We start from the raw sequence: 17,071 nt of genomic DNA on the forward strand, positions 1-17,071 counted from the left end.
TGTGCTGCGGAGGGGCTGCGGTAATATCTGTTCACAAAAAATTCGCATGGAATCGGCTGCGTGAAGCGAAATCCACCGGGCTGGCAAGTATATTAGTCAGCCAGGCACGACTGCGGCGCTCGTTGCGCAGCGGTCGATGCAGAACCAGAGACAGAATCACCTATTACGGAGCATTCCTTGGCCCGCCGGATCACCCACCGCAATCTTCCCCAGCTCTTTCTGAAGGCGCGAGAGTCGTTGTTGCTGCACTTCCGTCCCATCCTCAACCACTTCGGTGTGACCGAACAGCAATGGCGTATCCTGCGCGTGCTGGACGAGCATGAGCAACTGGAACCACGGGAAATGTGCGAACTGTGCCAGATCCTGAGCCCGAGCATGACGGGCGTGCTGTCGCGGATGGAAGAGCTGGGGCTGATCGAGCGCCAGCGTGTGGCGGCCGACCAGCGCCGCATCTGGGTGCGCCTCGCGCCCAAGGGCGACCGCCTGATCGACGACATCGCGCCGCTCATCGAGCGCCAGTACAAATTGATCGAAGCGGCTTACGGGGCGCAGGTCGTGGCCGATCTGTCGCTGGCGCTCGAAGGTTTTATTGCCGCGCAGACGACGCCGGTCGAGCGCGTCGCACTGCCGGCGTCGATCAAGCCGGTCAACAGCCGCCGGCCGTAGCCGGCGTGCCTGTGCCAGCGTGGATCGATCAGTGCTGCTCGATCAGTGCTGCTCGATCAATGCTGGTCGACCTTGCCGCGCCAGGCGCCGGTTTCACTGCCACGTTGTTCGAGCAGTTCCTTGAGGTTGGCCAGGTTGGCGCGCGCTTCCATGCGCACGGCGCCCAGGGCGTCGCCCAGGGTTTCCAGCGCGCCTTCGGGCTCGTAATCCATCTGCAGCGCGATGCGCGTCACGGTGTCCGAGATCTTGTGGAAGGTGACGACGCCGCCATTTTTCACGCCGGTGACGCTGCGCCACGCGATGCGGTTGTCCGGGATCTGCTCGGTGATCTCGGCATCCCACTCTTTTTCTTCGCCGGCGACGTTGGCGCGCCAGTGCAGGTGCGTGTCGTCGAGCTGGCGGATTTCCTTCACGCTCTTCATGAATTGCGGGAAGTCTTCGAACTGCGTGAACTGGTTATAGGCGGTGCTCACCGGCACATTGATCTCGATGGTTTCGACGATTCCCGAGCTGGCGCCAAAGCCATTGTTTCCCTTGAATTTTTTCGACAGCATGACACCGCCGACGGCCAGTGCGGCCATGGTCACTACGCGTCCTAGCATGATCATTCTCCTTGTTAAGATTTTCACGAGATTGTCGCAACGATGGCTTTAACATAAGCCAAAAAGGTGATCGCGGGGCGCGCGGTTGGGATGGATTTCGAAAGAAATTATGCGAAGTTAATGAGATTTCCTCAATGAAATCCGTGATGACGAAGTTCATGCGTTCCGCATTGAAATACTTGCAAGAAAGTGGGACGATGATTCCATCCCGGCATGACAGCGGGCTGCCCGCCCATAAGGAATGTACTATGCCGATGTCTTCTGCCGTCAAACAGCGCCGCCTGTGCCTTGCCCTGCCAGCGGTCATTCTTGCCGGCGCAACCAGCACAGCCGCCCAGGCCCAATCGTTGCTGGGCACCACGCCCGCCCGTATGCTGGGCATCGGTGGCTATGACGTGGCGCTCAGCGTGGATCTGTTCGGCGAGTCGAGCAAGCATGTAGTTCGCGCCTGGAACACGGAACGCGTCACGGTCACTGGCAACCACAGCGACACGCCATGGCATCTGGAATTCATCATCACGCGCTTCAAAGATGGCGAAAAACTGCTTGTGAGCACAAAGCTGATGAGCGGCGCTGACGTTCTGGCTGCGCCAGTCCGCACCAGTGATTTTGGCCAATGCGTGGTCGTGCGTGCCGACGATGCGATGAATGTGGCACTGGTGATTAAAAACGTTTGACGCAGCCGGTGGTGACGCGTACGCCACGAAACTGGATGGGCATACAGTATATGGCGGCGGTATAATGGCCGGATGCTGAAACTCGACACCCTGAATCCTGAACAATTTGCCGCCGTCACCTTGCCGGCGCAAAGCGCCCTGATCCTGGCCGGCGCCGGCTCGGGCAAGACGCGCGTTCTGACCACGCGCATTGCCTGGCTGATCCAGACCAATCAGGTCTCGCCCGCTGGCATCATGGCGGTGACGTTCACGAACAAGGCCGCGAAAGAAATGCTCACGCGCCTGTCGTCAATGCTGCCGATCAACACGCGGGGCATGTGGATCGGCACCTTCCACGGCCTGTGCAACCGGCTGCTGCGCACGCACTACCGCGACGCCGCGCTGCCGCAGACGTTTCAGATTCTCGATTCGCAAGACCAGCTTTCGCTGATCAAGCGCATGCTCAAGGCGCACAACGTCGACGATGAAAAGTACCCGGCCAAGGCGCTGATGTACTTCATCAACAACGCAAAAGACCAGGGCTTGCGCGCGTCGCAGGTTGAGGCCTACGACCCGATCGAGCGCCGCATGGTCGAGCTGTATGAGCTGTACGATCAGCAATGCCAGCGCGAAGGCGTCGTCGATTTCGCCGAACTGCTGCTGCGCTCGTATGAGCTGCTGTCGCGCAACACGCCGCTGCGCCACCACTACCAGATGCGCTTCCGTCACATTCTGGTCGACGAGTTTCAGGATACCAACGACCTCCAATACAATCTGCTCAAGCTGCTGGCGGGGCAGGGCGAATCGGGCGGCGGCGCCATCTTCGCCGTCGGCGACGATGACCAGAGCATCTACGCCTTCCGCGGCGCCAACGTCGGCAATATGTCGGCGTTTGAACGCGACTACCAGGTCAAGAACCTGATCAAGCTCGAGCAGAATTACCGCTCGCATGGCCACATCCTCGACAGCGCCAACTTCCTGATCGCCAACAACGCCAAGCGCCTGGGCAAGAACCTGCGCACGGATGCGGGTCAGGGCGAGCAGGTGCGCGTGTATGAGGCCTCGTCGGATCTCGAAGAAGCGCAGTGGATCATCGAAGAATCCAAGAGCCTCATGAACGAGGGCATGGGCCGCAATGAAATCGCGATCCTGTACCGCAGCAACGCCCAAAGCCGCGTGATCGAGCATGCGCTGTTCGCGGCCGGCATTCCCTATACGGTGTACGGCGGCCTGCGCTACTTCCAGCGCGCCGAGGTCAAGCACGCGATCGCTTACCTGCAGCTGATGGACAATCCGTACAACGATTCGGCCTTCATGCGCGTGGTGAACTTTCCCACGCGGGGCATTGGCGCGCGCTCGATCGAGCAGTTGCAGATGGCGGCCGACAGCTATGGCATTTCGCTGTACGCGGCGGTGCCGTACATGACGGGCAAGGCCGGCACCGTGCTGGGCAACTTCGTCAAACTGATCGAAGGCGCGCGCTTCGAGACCCAGCAATTGCCGCTGCCCGAACTGGTGCGCGTGGTGCTCGAGCGCAGTACGCTGCTGACGCACTACGGCAATGAAAAAGAAGGCGCCGACCGCATCGAAAACCTGGAGCAGATGGTCAGCGCCGCAACCCAGTTCGTACAAGAAGAAGGGTTCGGCACGCAGGCGCCGGCCCACCTTGGCCCGCCGGCGCAGGCGCAGGCCGGCGAATCGGTCGTGTATCAGGATGGCATCGAGATCCTCGATGGCGGCGCGCCGCTGCCCACCGTGATGTCGCCGCTGTCGGCGTTCCTGTCGCACGCGTCGCTCGAAGCAGGCGACGCCCAGGCGCAGGCTGGGCAAGAGGCGCTGCAACTGATGACGGTGCACTCGGCCAAGGGCCTCGAATTCGATGCCGTGTTCATCACGGGCCTCGAAGAAGGCCTGTTCCCGCACGAGAGCAGCGCGCGCGAAGCCGATGGTGTCGACGAAGAACGGCGCCTGATGTACGTGGCGATCACGCGCGCGCGCCGCCGTCTGTACATGAGCTTTACGCAGCAGCGCATGCTGCATGGCCAGACCCGCTTCAACATGAAATCGCGCTTCTTCGACGAACTGCCCGATGAATCGATCAAGTGGCTGTCGCCACGCGTGCAGGGCAACTGGTTTGGCGGGCGCAAGTCGACGACGGCATGGGACGACGCCAAGTTCCGCGAAGGCGGCAGCGACAACAAGATCGCGCAGCAGATCACGCAAAAGGCGGGCAACGGCACCGGCTGGCGCGTGGGCGAGAGCGTGGTCCACGCCAAGTTCGGCGAAGGCGTGATCGTCAATATCGAGGGCGGCGCCGGCGCGGCGCGGGCCCAGATCAACTTTGGTTCGGCGGGGGTGAAGGTGCTGGATCTGTCGATCGCGAAGCTGGAGCGGGTAGGCCGCTAAGGGAAAAGCCAACACTGGCGGCATGGCCGCCAGTGTTTGCTGATTGCTGCTGATCGTTCCTGACTACCGCTGCTTGTCGAGGCTGACCTTGCTGCCGGGCTCTGCCGGTGGCTTGCCGAAGATACTCGCGGTAACCCACATACAGCGCGCACTGCAGCAGCAGGATGAACAAAAAGATCACCCACATGATCACGACGCGCGCGATGCTGCTACCACCCAGAATGACGGCGATGACCATGCACACGGTAAAGAAGATGCCGAACCACGCCAGCAGCATCACGATGAAAATGCCGGCGCTGCGTTTGACGGCAAAAAAGCTGTAGAACACGGCCTTGAACGGCGGCATTTTCTGCCAGTAGGTCAGCGGCGCGGCAAAGCACAGCGAAATCAGCGCCACCGCGTCGAGCGCGAAAATCAGGAACATCGCCAGCACGTCCTGGCCTGCCAGCACGGCCGGGGTGCCACTGGTGCTCTGGGCCTGCACCTGTTCCCAGAAGTCCGGCTGCACGGCAAAGCGCGTGATCAGCGTCAGGATCAGCGAGACGCCCAGGTAGACGATGCCGACCTTGCACAGCTCGCGCAGCACCGGCTTGCGAAAACCCGTCAGCGCCACGGCCGGGGTAACGCGCTGGCCGTTTTCGATCATCGAGCACGCCATCATGAACGCCATCGAGAACGAGGGGATCAACACCACCGCCACCATCGCGCCCAGCACCGGCACGGCGCTGATCAGAATACTGACCAGGATATTGGCGAACAGCAGCGTGGTCAGCGCGGCCGGTTGTTGACGAAACAGCAGGGCGCCATTTTTGAGCCAGGTCCAGCCGGTAGATGCAGGTAGTTTGTTCATGTAATGACAGTGGTGGGCAAGCCCGGCGCGGGGTGCGCAATGCGCTCGCGCAGAATACGTTCGAAATGGGTGGGGTCGTGCGGCGTCAACAGCTCGGCCGCGCGGGGAAGGTGCAGATCATACAGGCGTGACAGCCAGAAGCGTAGTGCGCCTGCGCGCAATAGTGGTTGCCAGGCGTCGCGCTCGTCATCGGTGAACGGGCGCACCGCGTGGTAAGCGTCGAGCAGGGCGCGCACGCGTGCTTCGTCCAGCTCGCCCGTGGCCAGATCGACGCACCAGTCGTTGACGGTGACGGCCACGTCGTACAGCCAGGTGTCGATGCCGGCAAAGTAAAAGTCGAAGCAGCCGCTCAGGCGCTCGCCCTCGAACATCACGTTATTGCGAAACAGGTCGGCGTGCACCGGGCCGCGGGTCAGGTTGGCATAGGAAGCGCTTGCGGCGAATGTGGCCTGGTACGCGACCTCGTCCTGCAGCAGCGTGGCTTCGGCCTCGCTCAACAATGGGGCGACCTCGGGCGCGGTTGCCGTCCACCAGTCGATACCGCGCAGGTTAGGCTGCTGCAGCGTAAAGTCCTGCGCCGCCAGATGCATCCGCGCCAGCATGCGGCCCACTTCGGCGCAATGCACCGGCTGGGGGGCAAGCTGCGAGCTGCCATTCAGGCGGCTGACGATGATCGCCGGCTTGCCATGCAGGCTCACGATCAGCTCGCCATCGTTGCTGGGCACCGGCGCCGGCACGGGAATGCCGCGTCCGGCCAGGTGGCGCATCAGGTTGACATAGAAGGGGAGCTGATCGAAGCGCAGGTTCTCGAAGATCGTCAGCACGTAGTGACCAGACTGCGTACCGTGCTGAGTATTCAAGAAGAAATTGCTGTTGTCGATGCCGGAGGAAATGCCTTCAAGCCCGACGGCCTGGCCGAGGGGGAACTGCTTGATCCACTGGTGAAGGTCATCCAGCGAGACCGCGGTGAAAACTGCCATGAGCTAGCAAGAAAGAGAAGTGGACGATGGCCGCGAAACTGCCGCGCGAACGCGGCAGGCGGGATCATTGTTTGGTGGTCGGCTCGAGCGCAGGTGGCGGCGGCACGTCGGCGCGCGCCGGGACGGTCCCGGCTGCACCGGCACGGGCTGGCGCCGCTGCGGCTGGCTGCTCGTCGGTGTTCTGCTTCTTGGGATTGCCAAAATCAAATTCCATCACTTGCCATTGTGGGGCGCGGATGCTGCTGCCCGAGATATCGCCTGGTTGGGCATTTCCCGGTGCAACGTTGGGTTTCATGGTGTAGCGGCTTGGGCCGGCTTGCACTTCGACTTCGTTGATCTTGCCATCATTGCCGCGTTTCTCGGTAATAACCGTGCCTTTGCGCGGCGGGATCGTCGTGGCCGGCACGTCGCTGCCCGGCTCGATACGCTCGAGCTGCGGCGGCGCGTCGCTTGGGCGCTGCTGCTGGGCTGGCTGGGCTGGCGTCGTGGCGCGTGGCGCCGGCTGGGTCTGTGTTTGCGGTGGTGTGGTCGGCTGCGCCGATGCCAGGCCCGCGTGGGCGAACAGGCACAGCGTCAGGAGGGCAAAGCGGGGTGTCGAGCGCAGCATGATGGTCACCTAATGTCGTTTAGTCCATTGTAGCAAACAGTATCGCCTCCCTGTGAAACGTGTGCCACATCCCATGATTGCTGCGAGGAATTGAGACGCTGGAGCGGGCGCTGCTCATCCTGCGGATTCTGCGATAATGGCAGCGACCCTGGCGCCACTCTCGACGCCGCATGCTTACCTGATTTTCGCCCCCTATGGACAATACCCTTCTGCTCGTCGACGGTTCCAGCTATCTCTACCGCGCCTTCCATGCATTGCCCGACCTGAGGAGCCCGGATGGCTTCCCGACCGGCGCCATGCACGGCATGGTCAATATGCTGCGCCGCCTGCGCGCCGACTTCCCGGCCGCCTACATCGCCTGCGTGTTCGATGCAAAAGGCAAGACCTTCCGTGACGACCTGTATCCCGAATACAAGGCCACGCGCGCGTCGATGCCGGAAGACCTGGGCAAGCAGATCGGGCCGATCCACGAAGTGGTGCGGCTCATGGGCTGGCCGATCCTGATGGTCGACGGCGTCGAGGCTGACGACGTGATCGGCACACTGGCCGTGCAGGCCACCGCGCGCGGCATGAAGACAGTCGTCTCCACAGGCGACAAGGATCTGGCCCAGCTCGTCAACGACAAGGTCATGCTGATCAACACGATGAGCAACGAGCGCCTGGACGACGCCGGCGTGCTGGCCAAGTTCGGCGTGCCGCCAAACCGCATCATCGATTACCTCACCCTCGTCGGCGACACCGTCGACAACGTGCCGGGCGTGCCCAAGTGCGGACCGAAAACAGCCGTCAAGTGGCTCACGCTGCACGGCTCGCTCGATGGCGTGATGGAAAACGCCGGCAGTATCGGCGGCGCCGTGGGTGAAAATCTGCGCGCGGCGCTGGACTGGCTGCCAAAAGGCCGTGAACTCATCACCGTGAAAACCGACTGCGACCTGGTCAAGCACGTGGTGTCGTTCGAGGAAACGCTCGTTGGCCGACCGGAAGACGCCGACGCGCTGCGCGAATTCTTCAGCCGCTACGGTTTCAAGACGATGCTGCGCGACCTGGGTGGCGCCAAAGCCGGTGACGGCAGCGTGCGCCCGGCGGCCGGCAGCGCGCCGGGCGGCGGTCCGCTCAATTCGCCGGAAGGCGCGCAGGCCACGCTCGATGGCATGCCGGTCATCAAGGGCGAGTACGAGACGATTCTGAACGACGCGCAACTGGACGCGTGGCTGGCGCTGATCGATGCTGCCGCACTCACGTCGGTCGATACCGAAACGACGTCGCTCGATCCGATGACGGCGCAGATGGTGGGCATTTCGCTGTCGGTCGAACCGGGCAAGGGCGCCTACATTCCGCTGGCGCACCGCTATGCTGGCGCGCCTGACCAGCTCGAGCGCGAACACGTGCTGGAAAAGATGCGCGCCTGGCTGGAAAATCCGGCCAAGCCCAAGCTCGGCCAGAACCTCAAGTACGACATGCACATCTTCGCCAACCATGGCATCACCCTGAAGGGCATCGTGCACGACACGCTGCTGCAGTCGTACGTGTTCGAGTCGCACAAGCCGCACGACATGGACACGATGGCCATGCGCCACCTGGGCTACACGACCATTCCGTTCGTCGACGTGTGCGGCAAGGGCGTCAACCAGATCTGCTTCGACCAGGTCGAACTGGGCCGCGCCACCGAGTACGCGGCCGAGGATTCCGATATCACGCTGCGCCTGCACGGATCGATGCTGCCGCACGTCGAAGCCGACAAGGGCCTCACCTACATCTACCGCGACATCGAGATGCCGACGATGGAAGTGCTGCACAAGATCGAGCGCAACGGCGTGCTGATCGACAGCGACCTGCTGGGCGTGCAATCGAACGAACTGGGCAAGCGCATGCTCGAACTCGAGCAGCAGGCGTACGAACTGGCCGGCGGCCCGTTCAACCTGGGTTCGCCGAAGCAGATCGGCGAGATTTTCTTCGTCAAACTCGGCCTGCCGGTGATCAAGAAGACCGCTACCGGCGCGGCGTCGACCGACGAAGAAGTGCTGCAAAAGCTGGCCGAGGATTACCCGCTGCCGAAGATCCTGCTCGAGCACCGCGGCATGTCCAAGCTCAAGTCGACCTATACCGACAAGCTGCCGAAGATGGTCAACGCCAGCACGGGCCGCGTGCATACCAATTACTCGCAGGCGGTGGCGATCACGGGGCGCCTGTCGTCCAATGAGCCGAACCTGCAGAACATCCCGGTGCGCAACGCTGAAGGGCGGCGCATCCGCGAAGCCTTCATCGCGCCGCCGGGCAGCGTGATCGTCTCGGCCGACTATTCGCAGATCGAGCTGCGCATCATGGCGCATATCTCGGGCGACGCCGCGATGCTCAAGGCCTTTGCCGATGGCGAAGACATCCACCGCGCGACGGCCGCCGAGATCTTCGGCATCCCGCCAGGGGACGTGCAGAGCGAACAGCGCCGCTACGCCAAGGTCATCAACTTTGGCCTGATCTACGGCATGAGCGCCTTCGGCCTGGCCGCCAACCTGAACATCGAACGGGGCGCAGCGGCCAATTATATTGAACGCTACTTCGCGCGCTTCTCGGGCGTGAAGCAGTACATGGACGAGACGCGCCTGCAGGCCAAGGCACGCGGCTATGTCGAAACGGTGTTCGGCCGCCGCCTGTGGCTGCCCGAGATCAATTCGCCGAACGGCCCGCGCCGCGCCGGCGCCGAACGGGCCGCGATCAATGCGCCGATGCAGGGCACGGCCGCTGACCTGATCAAGCTGGCGATGATCGCCGTTCAGAATTGGCTCGAAACTGAACAACTTGGCACGCGCATGATCATGCAGGTGCACGATGAACTGGTGCTCGAAGTGCCGCAGGCCGAACTGGAACTGGTGCGCGTGAAGCTGCCTGAGCTGATGGCGGGCGTGGCAACGCTGAAGGTGCCGCTGGTGGCCGAAACGGGCGTGGGCGAGAACTGGGAAAAGGCACACTAAGCCGTAGGGTGGACGGCTACGCCGTCCACGTGTCGACCCACAAAATCCGTTACAGAACGCGTATTTTTCTCGCAATTTATATGTGAGAATAAGTGATGTTTACGCAACCTGACTACGCGGCACTGTTCGCGGCCTCGCCGTATCCTTACCTGCTCATCAACCGGGATTTCATCATTATCGGTGCGAATCCCGCGTATCTGGAGTCGACCGGGCGCACGGCGCAGCAAATCGTCGGCCAGCATATCTTCGAGGCGTTTCCGGCCGATCCGGACGATCCCGCATCGACCAACGTCGACGAGGTACGCCGGTCGATCGAACAAGCCTTTGCGACGAAGCAGCCGCACACCAGCGCGCTGCTGCGGTACGCGGTGCCGCGCGAGACGCCCGGCGGCCACGTGTTCGGCGAGCGTTACTGGAGCGCGATCCATACGCCGGTGTTCGATGCTGCCGGCGAGGTCGCCTTCGTGGCGCAAAACGCCATCGATGTCACGGACCTATACCGCTTCGACGCTGCCAGCTGCGCCTACCATCTCAGGCATGGCGCGCATGTGGTGTCCGACATGCCGCAGATGACCCGGCCGCAGATGCACGAGGCGATGACGCGCATCCTGAGCCTGGAGCGCAGCCAGTTGCAGACGATGTTCAACCAGGCGCCAAGTTTCATCGCGGTGCTCACCGGCCTTGACCATGTCTTCGAGATGGCCAACGAAGCGTATTACCAGCTGGTCGGGCGCCGGGAGCTGATCGGCAAACCCTTGCTCGACGCATTGCCGGAGCTGGCGGCGCAGGGCGTGCGCCGCGTATTCGATGGCGTCTTCGCCAGCGGCAAACCGGTCGTGCTGCGCGATTCATTGATCTCGCTGCAGCGCCGGCCGGATGGCGCGCTGGAACAACGCTACGTCGATCTGCTGTGCCAGCCGATCTTCGGTCACGACGGGCAGGTGACGGGCATTTTCGCCCAGGGCAGCGACGTCACCGAGGCCTATCACGCGGCGCAGGCGCTGTTCGAAAAAGTCCAGCAGCTCGAAGAGGTCCGCGAAAACCAGACCTTCCAGCTCACACTGGCCGACCGCATCCGGCAACTCGCCGATCCCGATGATGTGACCGAGGCAGCCTGCGAGCTGCTGGGCCGCGCGCTGCAGGCATCGCGCGTGCTGTATGCCCAGATCGACGACGCCGCCGGCACCGTTGCGATCGTACGCGACTGGACCGCCCAGGGCGTGGCGAGCCTGGCCGGCAAGGTCATGGTCATGGACGATTTCGGCCCGCCGATGATCGCTGCGCTGCGCGCCGGCCAGACCGTCGTCAACCACGATGTCGCGCAGGACAGCCGCACCGCGGGCAATACCGGCATCTATGCGCAGATCGGCGTCGGCGCCGACCTGCTGGTCCCGTACATCAAGGCCGGCAAGATGAAGGTCGTGCTGACGGTGCAGAATGCCGCGCCGCGCCGCTGGCGCGAGGCCGAGATACGGATGGCGCAGGATACCGCCGAGCGCACCTGGTCGGCGGTCGAGGCGGCGCGCGCGCACGCGGCGCTGCGCCGTGAACGCGATCAGAGCCAGAGCATCTTCGACAGCATGGGCGAGGGCTTCGCGGTGCTCGACAAGGACTGGACCATTCTGCGCATGAACGCCGAAGGCCTGCGCCTGACGCAGCGCCGCGCCGAAGATGTCATCGGCCACAACCACTGGGAAGTCTGGCCCGAACTGCGCGCTACCCCAGCGGACGCGGTGTTCCGGCGCGTGATGAGCACCGGCGCCCCGGGGATTCTCGAGCTGGCCCACCGCATGCCGGACGGGCGCCAGGCCTGGATCGAAACGCGCACCCACCGCTCGCTCGATGGCGGCATCGCGTTCTTCTTCCGCGATGTCACCGAGCGCCGCGAAGCGCAGGAAAAGCTCACTGCTGCCGACCGGCGCAAGGACGAATTCCTGGCGATGCTGGCGCACGAGCTGCGCAATCCGCTCGCGCCCATCGGCGCGGCCGCCGACCTGCTGCAACGGGCGCGGCTCGATGAAGCACAGGTGCGCAAGACCAGCCAGGTCATCGGGCGCCAGGTGCGCCACATGACGAGCCTCGTCGACGATCTGCTGGACGTCTCGCGCGTCACGCGCGGCCTGGTGGCGCTGCACACCGGGCGCCTGGACATCCGGCATATCGTGAACGACGCGATCGAGCAGGTCACGCCCCTGATCCACGCCCGCCGCCATCACCTGGCGCTCGAACTGCCGCCGCAAGCGCCGCTGGTCGAGGGCGACCACAAGCGCCTGGTGCAGGTGCTGGCCAACCTGCTCAGCAATGCAGCGAAGTACACGCCCGAAGGTGGCCACATCACCTTGAGCACCGAAGTGCGTGCGACGCACGTGCTGCTGCGGGTGGCCGACGACGGCATCGGCATGGCGCCCGACCTGGTCGCGCGCGCGTTCGAGCTGTTTTCGCAGGCCGAGCGCTCGTCCGACCGGTCGCTGGGCGGACTGGGACTGGGCCTGGCGCTGGTAAAAAGCCTGGTCGGCCTGCATCATGGCAGCGTCGCCTGCGAGAGTGCGGGGCAGGGCAAGGGCAGCACCTTCACGGTGTGCCTGCCGCGCCTGGACAGCGAGGCGCCTGTCGCCGAGTCCCCGGCTGCTGGCAAGGCGAGCGCACCCGCGCCGTCCGACCATCTTCGCATCATGGTGGTGGACGACAACGTGGACGCCGCGACGATGCTCGCGCTGCTGCTCGAAGCGAACGGGCACGAGGTGCGCGTCGAGCATGCGGCGTTGCCGGCGCTGGCCGCGGCCGAGCACGCGGCGCCGCATGTGTACCTGCTCGATATCGGCCTGCCCGACCTCGATGGCATCGAACTGGCACGGCGCCTGCGCGCCCGGGCCAGCGCGCAGCGCGCGGTGCTGGTCGCGATCACCGGCTACGGCCAGGAGCACGATCGCGCGCGCACTGCGGCCGCCGGCTTCAACCACCATCTGGTCAAGCCGGTCGACATGCAGAAGCTGTACGCGATCCTGGGCGAAGTCTGCTCTGCCCGCGTCCGGGACAGCGCTTAGAACGTCGCGCGCAGCGTGGCCGATGCCGTGCGTGGCTCGGCGTAGTGCAGGCCGTTATAAAAGCCCACCCGGTTGTAGTAGATCTTGTTGAAGACGTTGTTCAGATTGACGCTGGCCGTGAGGTTCTTGCTGATACGGTAGCTGGCCATGAGATTGGCTAGCCACACCGACCCTTGTTCGATGCGCGACAGGCTCGTGACCGGCGCCCCGCTGGCGTTGTAGCTGCCGGTCGGCTTCTGCGCGGTGTTCCACAGATTGCTCTGCCAGTTCACGCCGCCCCCGAGTGCATACTGGCTGTCGGCACCGAAGCGGTAACTGGTAAACACCCGCAGCAGGTTGCGTGGAACGACCGTATTGATGGCCCCGCCCTGCGCGTTACGCGAGCGCGTATGGCTGTAGCCCGCCGTCAGATTCCATTGCCGCACGATCTGGCCTGATGCTTCGACCTCGATACCATCGACTACATTGCCCTTGCCGGTGGAGCGGTATGCCTGCACCGCGCCCGGCAGCGAATTGGGGGGCACGCTGTCGTCGATTTCGGCGACGTTGTCCTTCTTGCTGCGGAAGATCGCTGCGGAGAGGTTCATGCGCCGGTCGAACAGTTCGGCCTTCACCCCCGCCTCGATATTGTTGCCCTCGACCGGATCGAGGAGTGCATTGCCCACATCGCGGAAATTCTGTGGCTGGAAGATGCTCGTGTAGGCGGTGTAGGCCGTCCATTGCTGGTTCAGGTCGAACAGCAGGCCGATATACGGCGTGACGATATCGTCGTTGGTAAAGCCGGTGGTGGTCGTGACGGGGCCGGCGGCACTGAAGTTGCGGGTATTGGTCGTGTACTTGCCATGTCGCACGCCGACGACGGCCTTGAGCGCATCGGACAGATTCAGGCGCGTGGCCAGGAAAGCTGCCTTCTGGTCGACCTGCCCGATGCTGGTCGGGACCGCGCCCACCGTAGTCGGAAATGCCGGCACGTCGCCGCTCCAGCTGCGCCAGTCGGGGATCGCGCTGTAGCCCGCCGGGACCGCGCCGAGCGTGATGCGCGGCGAGACCGTTTCGCGCTCGGCCTTTCCCCAGCCGAAGACCAGGTCGTGCTGGCGGCCGAACAGGTTGAATTTGCCGTCGATGTTCCATTCGACGACGTCCATCGTTTCATCGGCCGGGAAGCGGCCGTAGGCCACCGTGATGCCGCTGCCGTCGCGCCGCGGGTAGCCGCCATAGCCGAAGTACAGGCTGCCATCCTGTTCGCGATCGGCCGTGGTCCAGCCGGCGCGCAGGCGCCAGTTGCGGTTGAAGCGATGTTCGAGCGTGGCGAAGGTCTTTTCTTCCAGCAGATTCCACGAAGCCCACGGCGTGGACAGGTTCAGGTCATGCGGCATGTTCGCCAGCGAGCCGTCCGCGTTCCAGTACGGGACCGTGCCCCAGGTCGAACCGCGCGGGTCGGACTTCTGACGCTCGTGGCCGATTGCCAGTACCGTGGCCGGGCCCAGGTCGGCCTCCAGGATGCCGTACACGGCGCCCAGGTCCTGTTCATATAGCGGGCGGAACGACTTGGCTTCCTGCCTGGCCACGACGAAGCGTCCGCGCAGCTTGCCGTCGAAGGCGAGGGGGCCACTCACATCGAGTTCGGCGCGGCGCAGCTCGTGCGTGCCGATGCGCAGCGCGGCATTGGCCTGGAAGGTCCTGGTCGGGCGCTTGCGCACCTGGTTGATCGTGGCCGACGGATCGCCCGCGCCGGTGGTCAAGCCAGTGGCGCCCCGTACCACCTCGATGCGGTCGTAGACCACGTTGTCGCCATTGGCCTTGAGCGAGCTGCCGAACAGGTTCAGCATGCCGTCGACCTGGAAGTTGTTCACTGCGTAGCCCCGCGCGTTGTAGGTCACGCGTTCGGTGTCGTTGTAGTTGACGTAGATGCCAGTGACCTGCTGCATGGTGTCGGCCAGCGTCTGCAGGCCTTGCTCTTCCATGCGCTCGCGCGTGACGATCGAGAGCGACTGCGGTGTCTCGCGCGGCGTCAGGTTCAGGCGCGACCCGGTGGTCAAAGGGCCGGTCGTCGTGTACGAGCCGCTCCCTTCGGTCGTTGCGTCGCGCGCGCCGGTGATGGTGACCGCCTGCAGCGTGGTCGGGATGGTTTCCGGTGCCTCTTCGGCCTGGGCATGCCACAACGGCAGGATGCCAAGGATGGCGGCGGTGCAAGTGCGAAGGACGAGGCAGCGAGGCAGCAAGGAGCGTGGCGGGAGCATGAGCAGGTCTTCTCGGTATGAATGAGCGATGACCGGACACGCCCGTCAGCGTTGCTGAAGGGATGGTCCTGTCAAGATGTTCTAAATTATAATGCGAATCATTCTCATTTGAAAAGTGTTATCACGTCATCATCGGGGCGTATGCGTGTGCCGGGCTGCACCGATGCTAAACTCGCAAGCCTGTCCACCACTGATCGAAGGGATGACCATGAAAGACCTCGTCAACGACGCCGGCAGCCTGCTCGGCGCGAGCGCATACACCGATGGCGTCGGGCGCCGCGACTTCATCCGGGCCGCCATCGGCACCGGCTTTGCCGCCAGTGCGCTGCCGGTCATGGCGCAGACCCAGATCCAGACCGATACCGACGGTCTCGATGCCGGCGACACCATCCTCGTCATCGACGGCCAGGACGTGCCAGTCTATCGCGCGCAGCCCAAGGGCAAGACGGGCGTGCCGGTGATCCTGGTGATTTCCGAGATCTTCGGTGTGCACGAATACATCAAGGACGTCGTGCGCCGCTTCGCCAAGCAGGGTTATATGGCGATCGCGCCCGACCTGTTCGTGCGCCAGGGCGACGCGACCAAGGCCCCGAGCACGGCCGAACTGATGAAGAACATCGTCTCGAAAACGCCCGATGCACAAGTGATGTCGGACCTCGACCGCGTGGTCACGTGGGCCGCCCAGCGCGGCGGCAACACCGAAAAACTGGGCATCACCGGTTTTTGCTGGGGCGGGCGCATCACCTGGCTGTACGCGGCGCACAACCTCAACGTCAAGGCGGGCGTTGCCTGGTACGGCCGCCTGGTGGGCGAAGCGACCGCCACGTCGCCCAAGCACCCGATCGATTTTGCCCAGAACCTGAAAGTGCCGGTCCTGGGCCTGTACGGCGCGAAGGACACCGGCATTCCGGTCGAATCGGTTCAGCGCATGCAGGCCGCGCTCGACAAGGGCAACAGCCGCTCGACGATCCACGTGTATCCGGAATCGGGCCACGCCTTCCACGCCGACTACCGCCCGATGTACAACGCGGCGGACGCGCAGGATGGCTGGAACCGCGCGCTGGCGTGGTTTGCCAAATACGGCGTCGCCTGAGGTAGCATGCGCCGCCTTGGACGAGCGCAGGCCGGGAGCGGTACAATGCCCGGTTTGCGGCTCGTCGCACGTACAGAACAAGAGGCCTTCAAATCGACCCGTTTTCAGCCCCATTCATCGACCCGACCCTGCGCTCGATCCTGCTGGCGACGCTCGTCGCCGGCGTCGTCAGCATCTCCGGGGCTGCCATTTTCTCGTTTGCCCTGCTGTCGAAAGTGGTGGAAAAGATGGTCAGCCTGTCGGTCGGCATCATGCTGGCCACATCGCTGCTGCACGCGCTGCCGGAAGCATTCGATTCGGGCGCCGATACCCGGAGCCTGTTCGCCACGCTGCTGGGCGGCCTGCTGGCCTTCTTCCTGCTGGAAAAGGTCGCTCTGCTGCGCCACTCGCACCACCACGAAGGCGACGGCCACCACCACGCCCACGGGCACGACGCGCGTGAAGCGGGCAAGGCCGGCTGGATGATCCTGCTCGGCGACGGCATGCACAACTTCACCGACGGCATCCTGATCGCCGCGGCCTTCCTGGCCAATCCGGAGCTGGGCATCGTCACCGCGCTGGCGATCGTCGCCCATGAAATCCCGCAGGAGATCGGCGACTTCATCGTGCTGCTCAATGCCGGCTTCTCGCGCCTGCGCGCCTATGTGTTCAACCTGCTGTGCAGCCTGATGGCAGTGGCGGGGGGCTTGCTGGGGTATTACACGCTGGACCGGGCCAGCGGCCTGATTCCGTACGTGCTGGTGTTTGCGTCGTCAGGGTTCATCTATATCGCGGTGAGCGATCTGATGCCGCAAATGCAGCGGCGCTCGACATTGCGCGAGTCGATTCCGCAGGTGGTGCTGATCGGACTGGGCGTGGCAATCGTCTTCGCGTTGCACGCGTTTTGATGTTGAATTAGTGGCAGCGCTGCGGACTTGGGTTCCAGCCTCCGCTGGAACGACGTGTTTGTGTCGCGTGT

At 63.8% G+C, this 17,071-nt stretch carries 12 protein-coding genes; 7 read left to right on the plus strand and 5 right to left on the minus strand.

Annotated features, from left to right (window positions below; translation table 11 throughout):
• Positions 1–177 precede the first annotated feature (177 nt).
• Positions 178–666, plus strand: coding sequence for a homoprotocatechuate degradation operon regulator HpaR (hpaR, locus tag ACZ0AJ_RS00750; protein WP_183556894.1), 489 nt, complete (start codon positions 178–180; stop codon positions 664–666).
• A gap of 56 nt (positions 667–722) precedes the next feature.
• Here hpaR and ACZ0AJ_RS00755 read toward each other — a convergent pair whose 3' ends face one another.
• Positions 723–1,268: an SRPBCC family protein gene (locus ACZ0AJ_RS00755; RefSeq protein ID WP_258836636.1), complete on the minus strand. Its 546-nt coding sequence runs from the start codon at positions 1,266–1,268 to the stop codon at positions 723–725.
• 134 nt (positions 1,269–1,402) lie between these two features.
• Here ACZ0AJ_RS00755 and ACZ0AJ_RS00760 point away from each other — a divergent pair, with 134 nt between their 5' ends.
• Both ACZ0AJ_RS00760 and ACZ0AJ_RS00765 read left to right on the plus strand, forming a co-directional pair.
• Complete coding sequence (locus tag ACZ0AJ_RS00760) at positions 1,403–1,945, plus strand: hypothetical protein (RefSeq protein WP_499453263.1); 543 nt, start codon at positions 1,403–1,405, stop codon at positions 1,943–1,945.
• A gap of 72 nt (positions 1,946–2,017) precedes the next feature.
• Positions 2,018–4,330: a UvrD-helicase domain-containing protein gene (locus ACZ0AJ_RS00765; RefSeq protein WP_499453265.1), complete on the plus strand. Its 2,313-nt coding sequence runs from the start codon at positions 2,018–2,020 to the stop codon at positions 4,328–4,330.
• On the opposite strand, the gene ACZ0AJ_RS00770 is transcribed toward ACZ0AJ_RS00765, so the two are convergent.
• The 3 genes from ACZ0AJ_RS00770 to ACZ0AJ_RS00780 all read right to left on the minus strand — a co-directional run bounded on the left by ACZ0AJ_RS00770 (position 4,260) and on the right by ACZ0AJ_RS00780 (position 6,767).
• The gene (locus ACZ0AJ_RS00770) at positions 4,260–5,180 is read right to left on the minus strand and encodes a BPSS1780 family membrane protein (protein ID WP_499453267.1); all 921 of its coding nucleotides are present in this window, start codon (positions 5,178–5,180) and stop codon (positions 4,260–4,262) included. The genes ACZ0AJ_RS00765 and ACZ0AJ_RS00770 overlap by 71 nt on opposite strands.
• Positions 5,177–6,160, minus strand: coding sequence for a homoserine kinase (locus ACZ0AJ_RS00775; RefSeq protein WP_499453269.1), 984 nt, complete (start codon positions 6,158–6,160; stop codon positions 5,177–5,179). The genes ACZ0AJ_RS00770 and ACZ0AJ_RS00775 overlap by 4 nt, the downstream gene beginning before the upstream one ends.
• A 64-nt stretch (positions 6,161–6,224) precedes the next feature.
• Positions 6,225–6,767, minus strand: coding sequence for a hypothetical protein (locus ACZ0AJ_RS00780; RefSeq protein ID WP_499453271.1), 543 nt, complete (start codon positions 6,765–6,767; stop codon positions 6,225–6,227).
• 194 nt (positions 6,768–6,961) lie between these two features.
• On the opposite strand from ACZ0AJ_RS00780, the gene polA reads away from it, so the two are divergent.
• Positions 6,962–9,736: a DNA polymerase I gene (polA, locus tag ACZ0AJ_RS00785; RefSeq protein ID WP_499453273.1), complete on the plus strand. Its 2,775-nt coding sequence runs from the start codon at positions 6,962–6,964 to the stop codon at positions 9,734–9,736.
• Between the two features lie 95 nt (positions 9,737–9,831).
• A complete protein-coding gene (locus ACZ0AJ_RS00790; RefSeq protein ID WP_499453275.1) occupies positions 9,832–12,780 on the plus strand; it encodes a hybrid sensor histidine kinase/response regulator in 2,949 nt (982 codons plus the stop codon).
• On the opposite strand, the gene ACZ0AJ_RS00795 is transcribed toward ACZ0AJ_RS00790, so the two are convergent.
• A complete protein-coding gene (locus ACZ0AJ_RS00795) occupies positions 12,777–15,020 on the minus strand; it encodes a TonB-dependent siderophore receptor (RefSeq protein WP_499453277.1) in 2,244 nt (747 codons plus the stop codon). The genes ACZ0AJ_RS00790 and ACZ0AJ_RS00795 overlap by 4 nt on opposite strands.
• A 208-nt stretch (positions 15,021–15,228) precedes the next feature.
• On the opposite strand from ACZ0AJ_RS00795, the gene ACZ0AJ_RS00800 reads away from it, so the two are divergent.
• A complete protein-coding gene (locus ACZ0AJ_RS00800) occupies positions 15,229–16,113 on the plus strand; it encodes a dienelactone hydrolase family protein (RefSeq protein WP_499453279.1) in 885 nt (294 codons plus the stop codon).
• Between the two features lie 188 nt (positions 16,114–16,301).
• Positions 16,302–17,000, plus strand: coding sequence for a ZIP family metal transporter (locus ACZ0AJ_RS00805; RefSeq protein ID WP_499456698.1), 699 nt, complete (start codon positions 16,302–16,304; stop codon positions 16,998–17,000).
• Positions 17,001–17,071: the final 71 nt, after the last annotated feature.

It is taken from the genome of Telluria sp. AC161 (assembly GCF_979258535.1).

Coding starts and splice junctions, on each gene's coding strand:
- ACZ0AJ_RS00755 (WP_258836636.1), bottom strand. CDS start 1,268: ATGCTAGGACGCGTAGTGACCATGGCCGCACTGGCCGTCGGCGGTGTC.
- ACZ0AJ_RS00760 (WP_499453263.1), top strand. CDS start 1,403: ATGAAATCCGTGATGACGAAGTTCATGCGTTCCGCATTGAAATACTTG.
- ACZ0AJ_RS00765 (WP_499453265.1), top strand. CDS start 2,018: ATGCTGAAACTCGACACCCTGAATCCTGAACAATTTGCCGCCGTCACC.
- ACZ0AJ_RS00770 (WP_499453267.1), bottom strand. CDS start 5,180: ATGAACAAACTACCTGCATCTACCGGCTGGACCTGGCTCAAAAATGGC.
- ACZ0AJ_RS00775 (WP_499453269.1), bottom strand. CDS start 6,160: ATGGCAGTTTTCACCGCGGTCTCGCTGGATGACCTTCACCAGTGGATC.
- ACZ0AJ_RS00780 (WP_499453271.1), bottom strand. CDS start 6,767: ATGCTGCGCTCGACACCCCGCTTTGCCCTCCTGACGCTGTGCCTGTTC.
- polA (WP_499453273.1), top strand. CDS start 6,962: ATGGACAATACCCTTCTGCTCGTCGACGGTTCCAGCTATCTCTACCGC.
- ACZ0AJ_RS00790 (WP_499453275.1), top strand. CDS start 9,832: ATGTTTACGCAACCTGACTACGCGGCACTGTTCGCGGCCTCGCCGTAT.
- ACZ0AJ_RS00795 (WP_499453277.1), bottom strand. CDS start 15,020: ATGCTCCCGCCACGCTCCTTGCTGCCTCGCTGCCTCGTCCTTCGCACT.
- ACZ0AJ_RS00800 (WP_499453279.1), top strand. CDS start 15,229: ATGAAAGACCTCGTCAACGACGCCGGCAGCCTGCTCGGCGCGAGCGCA.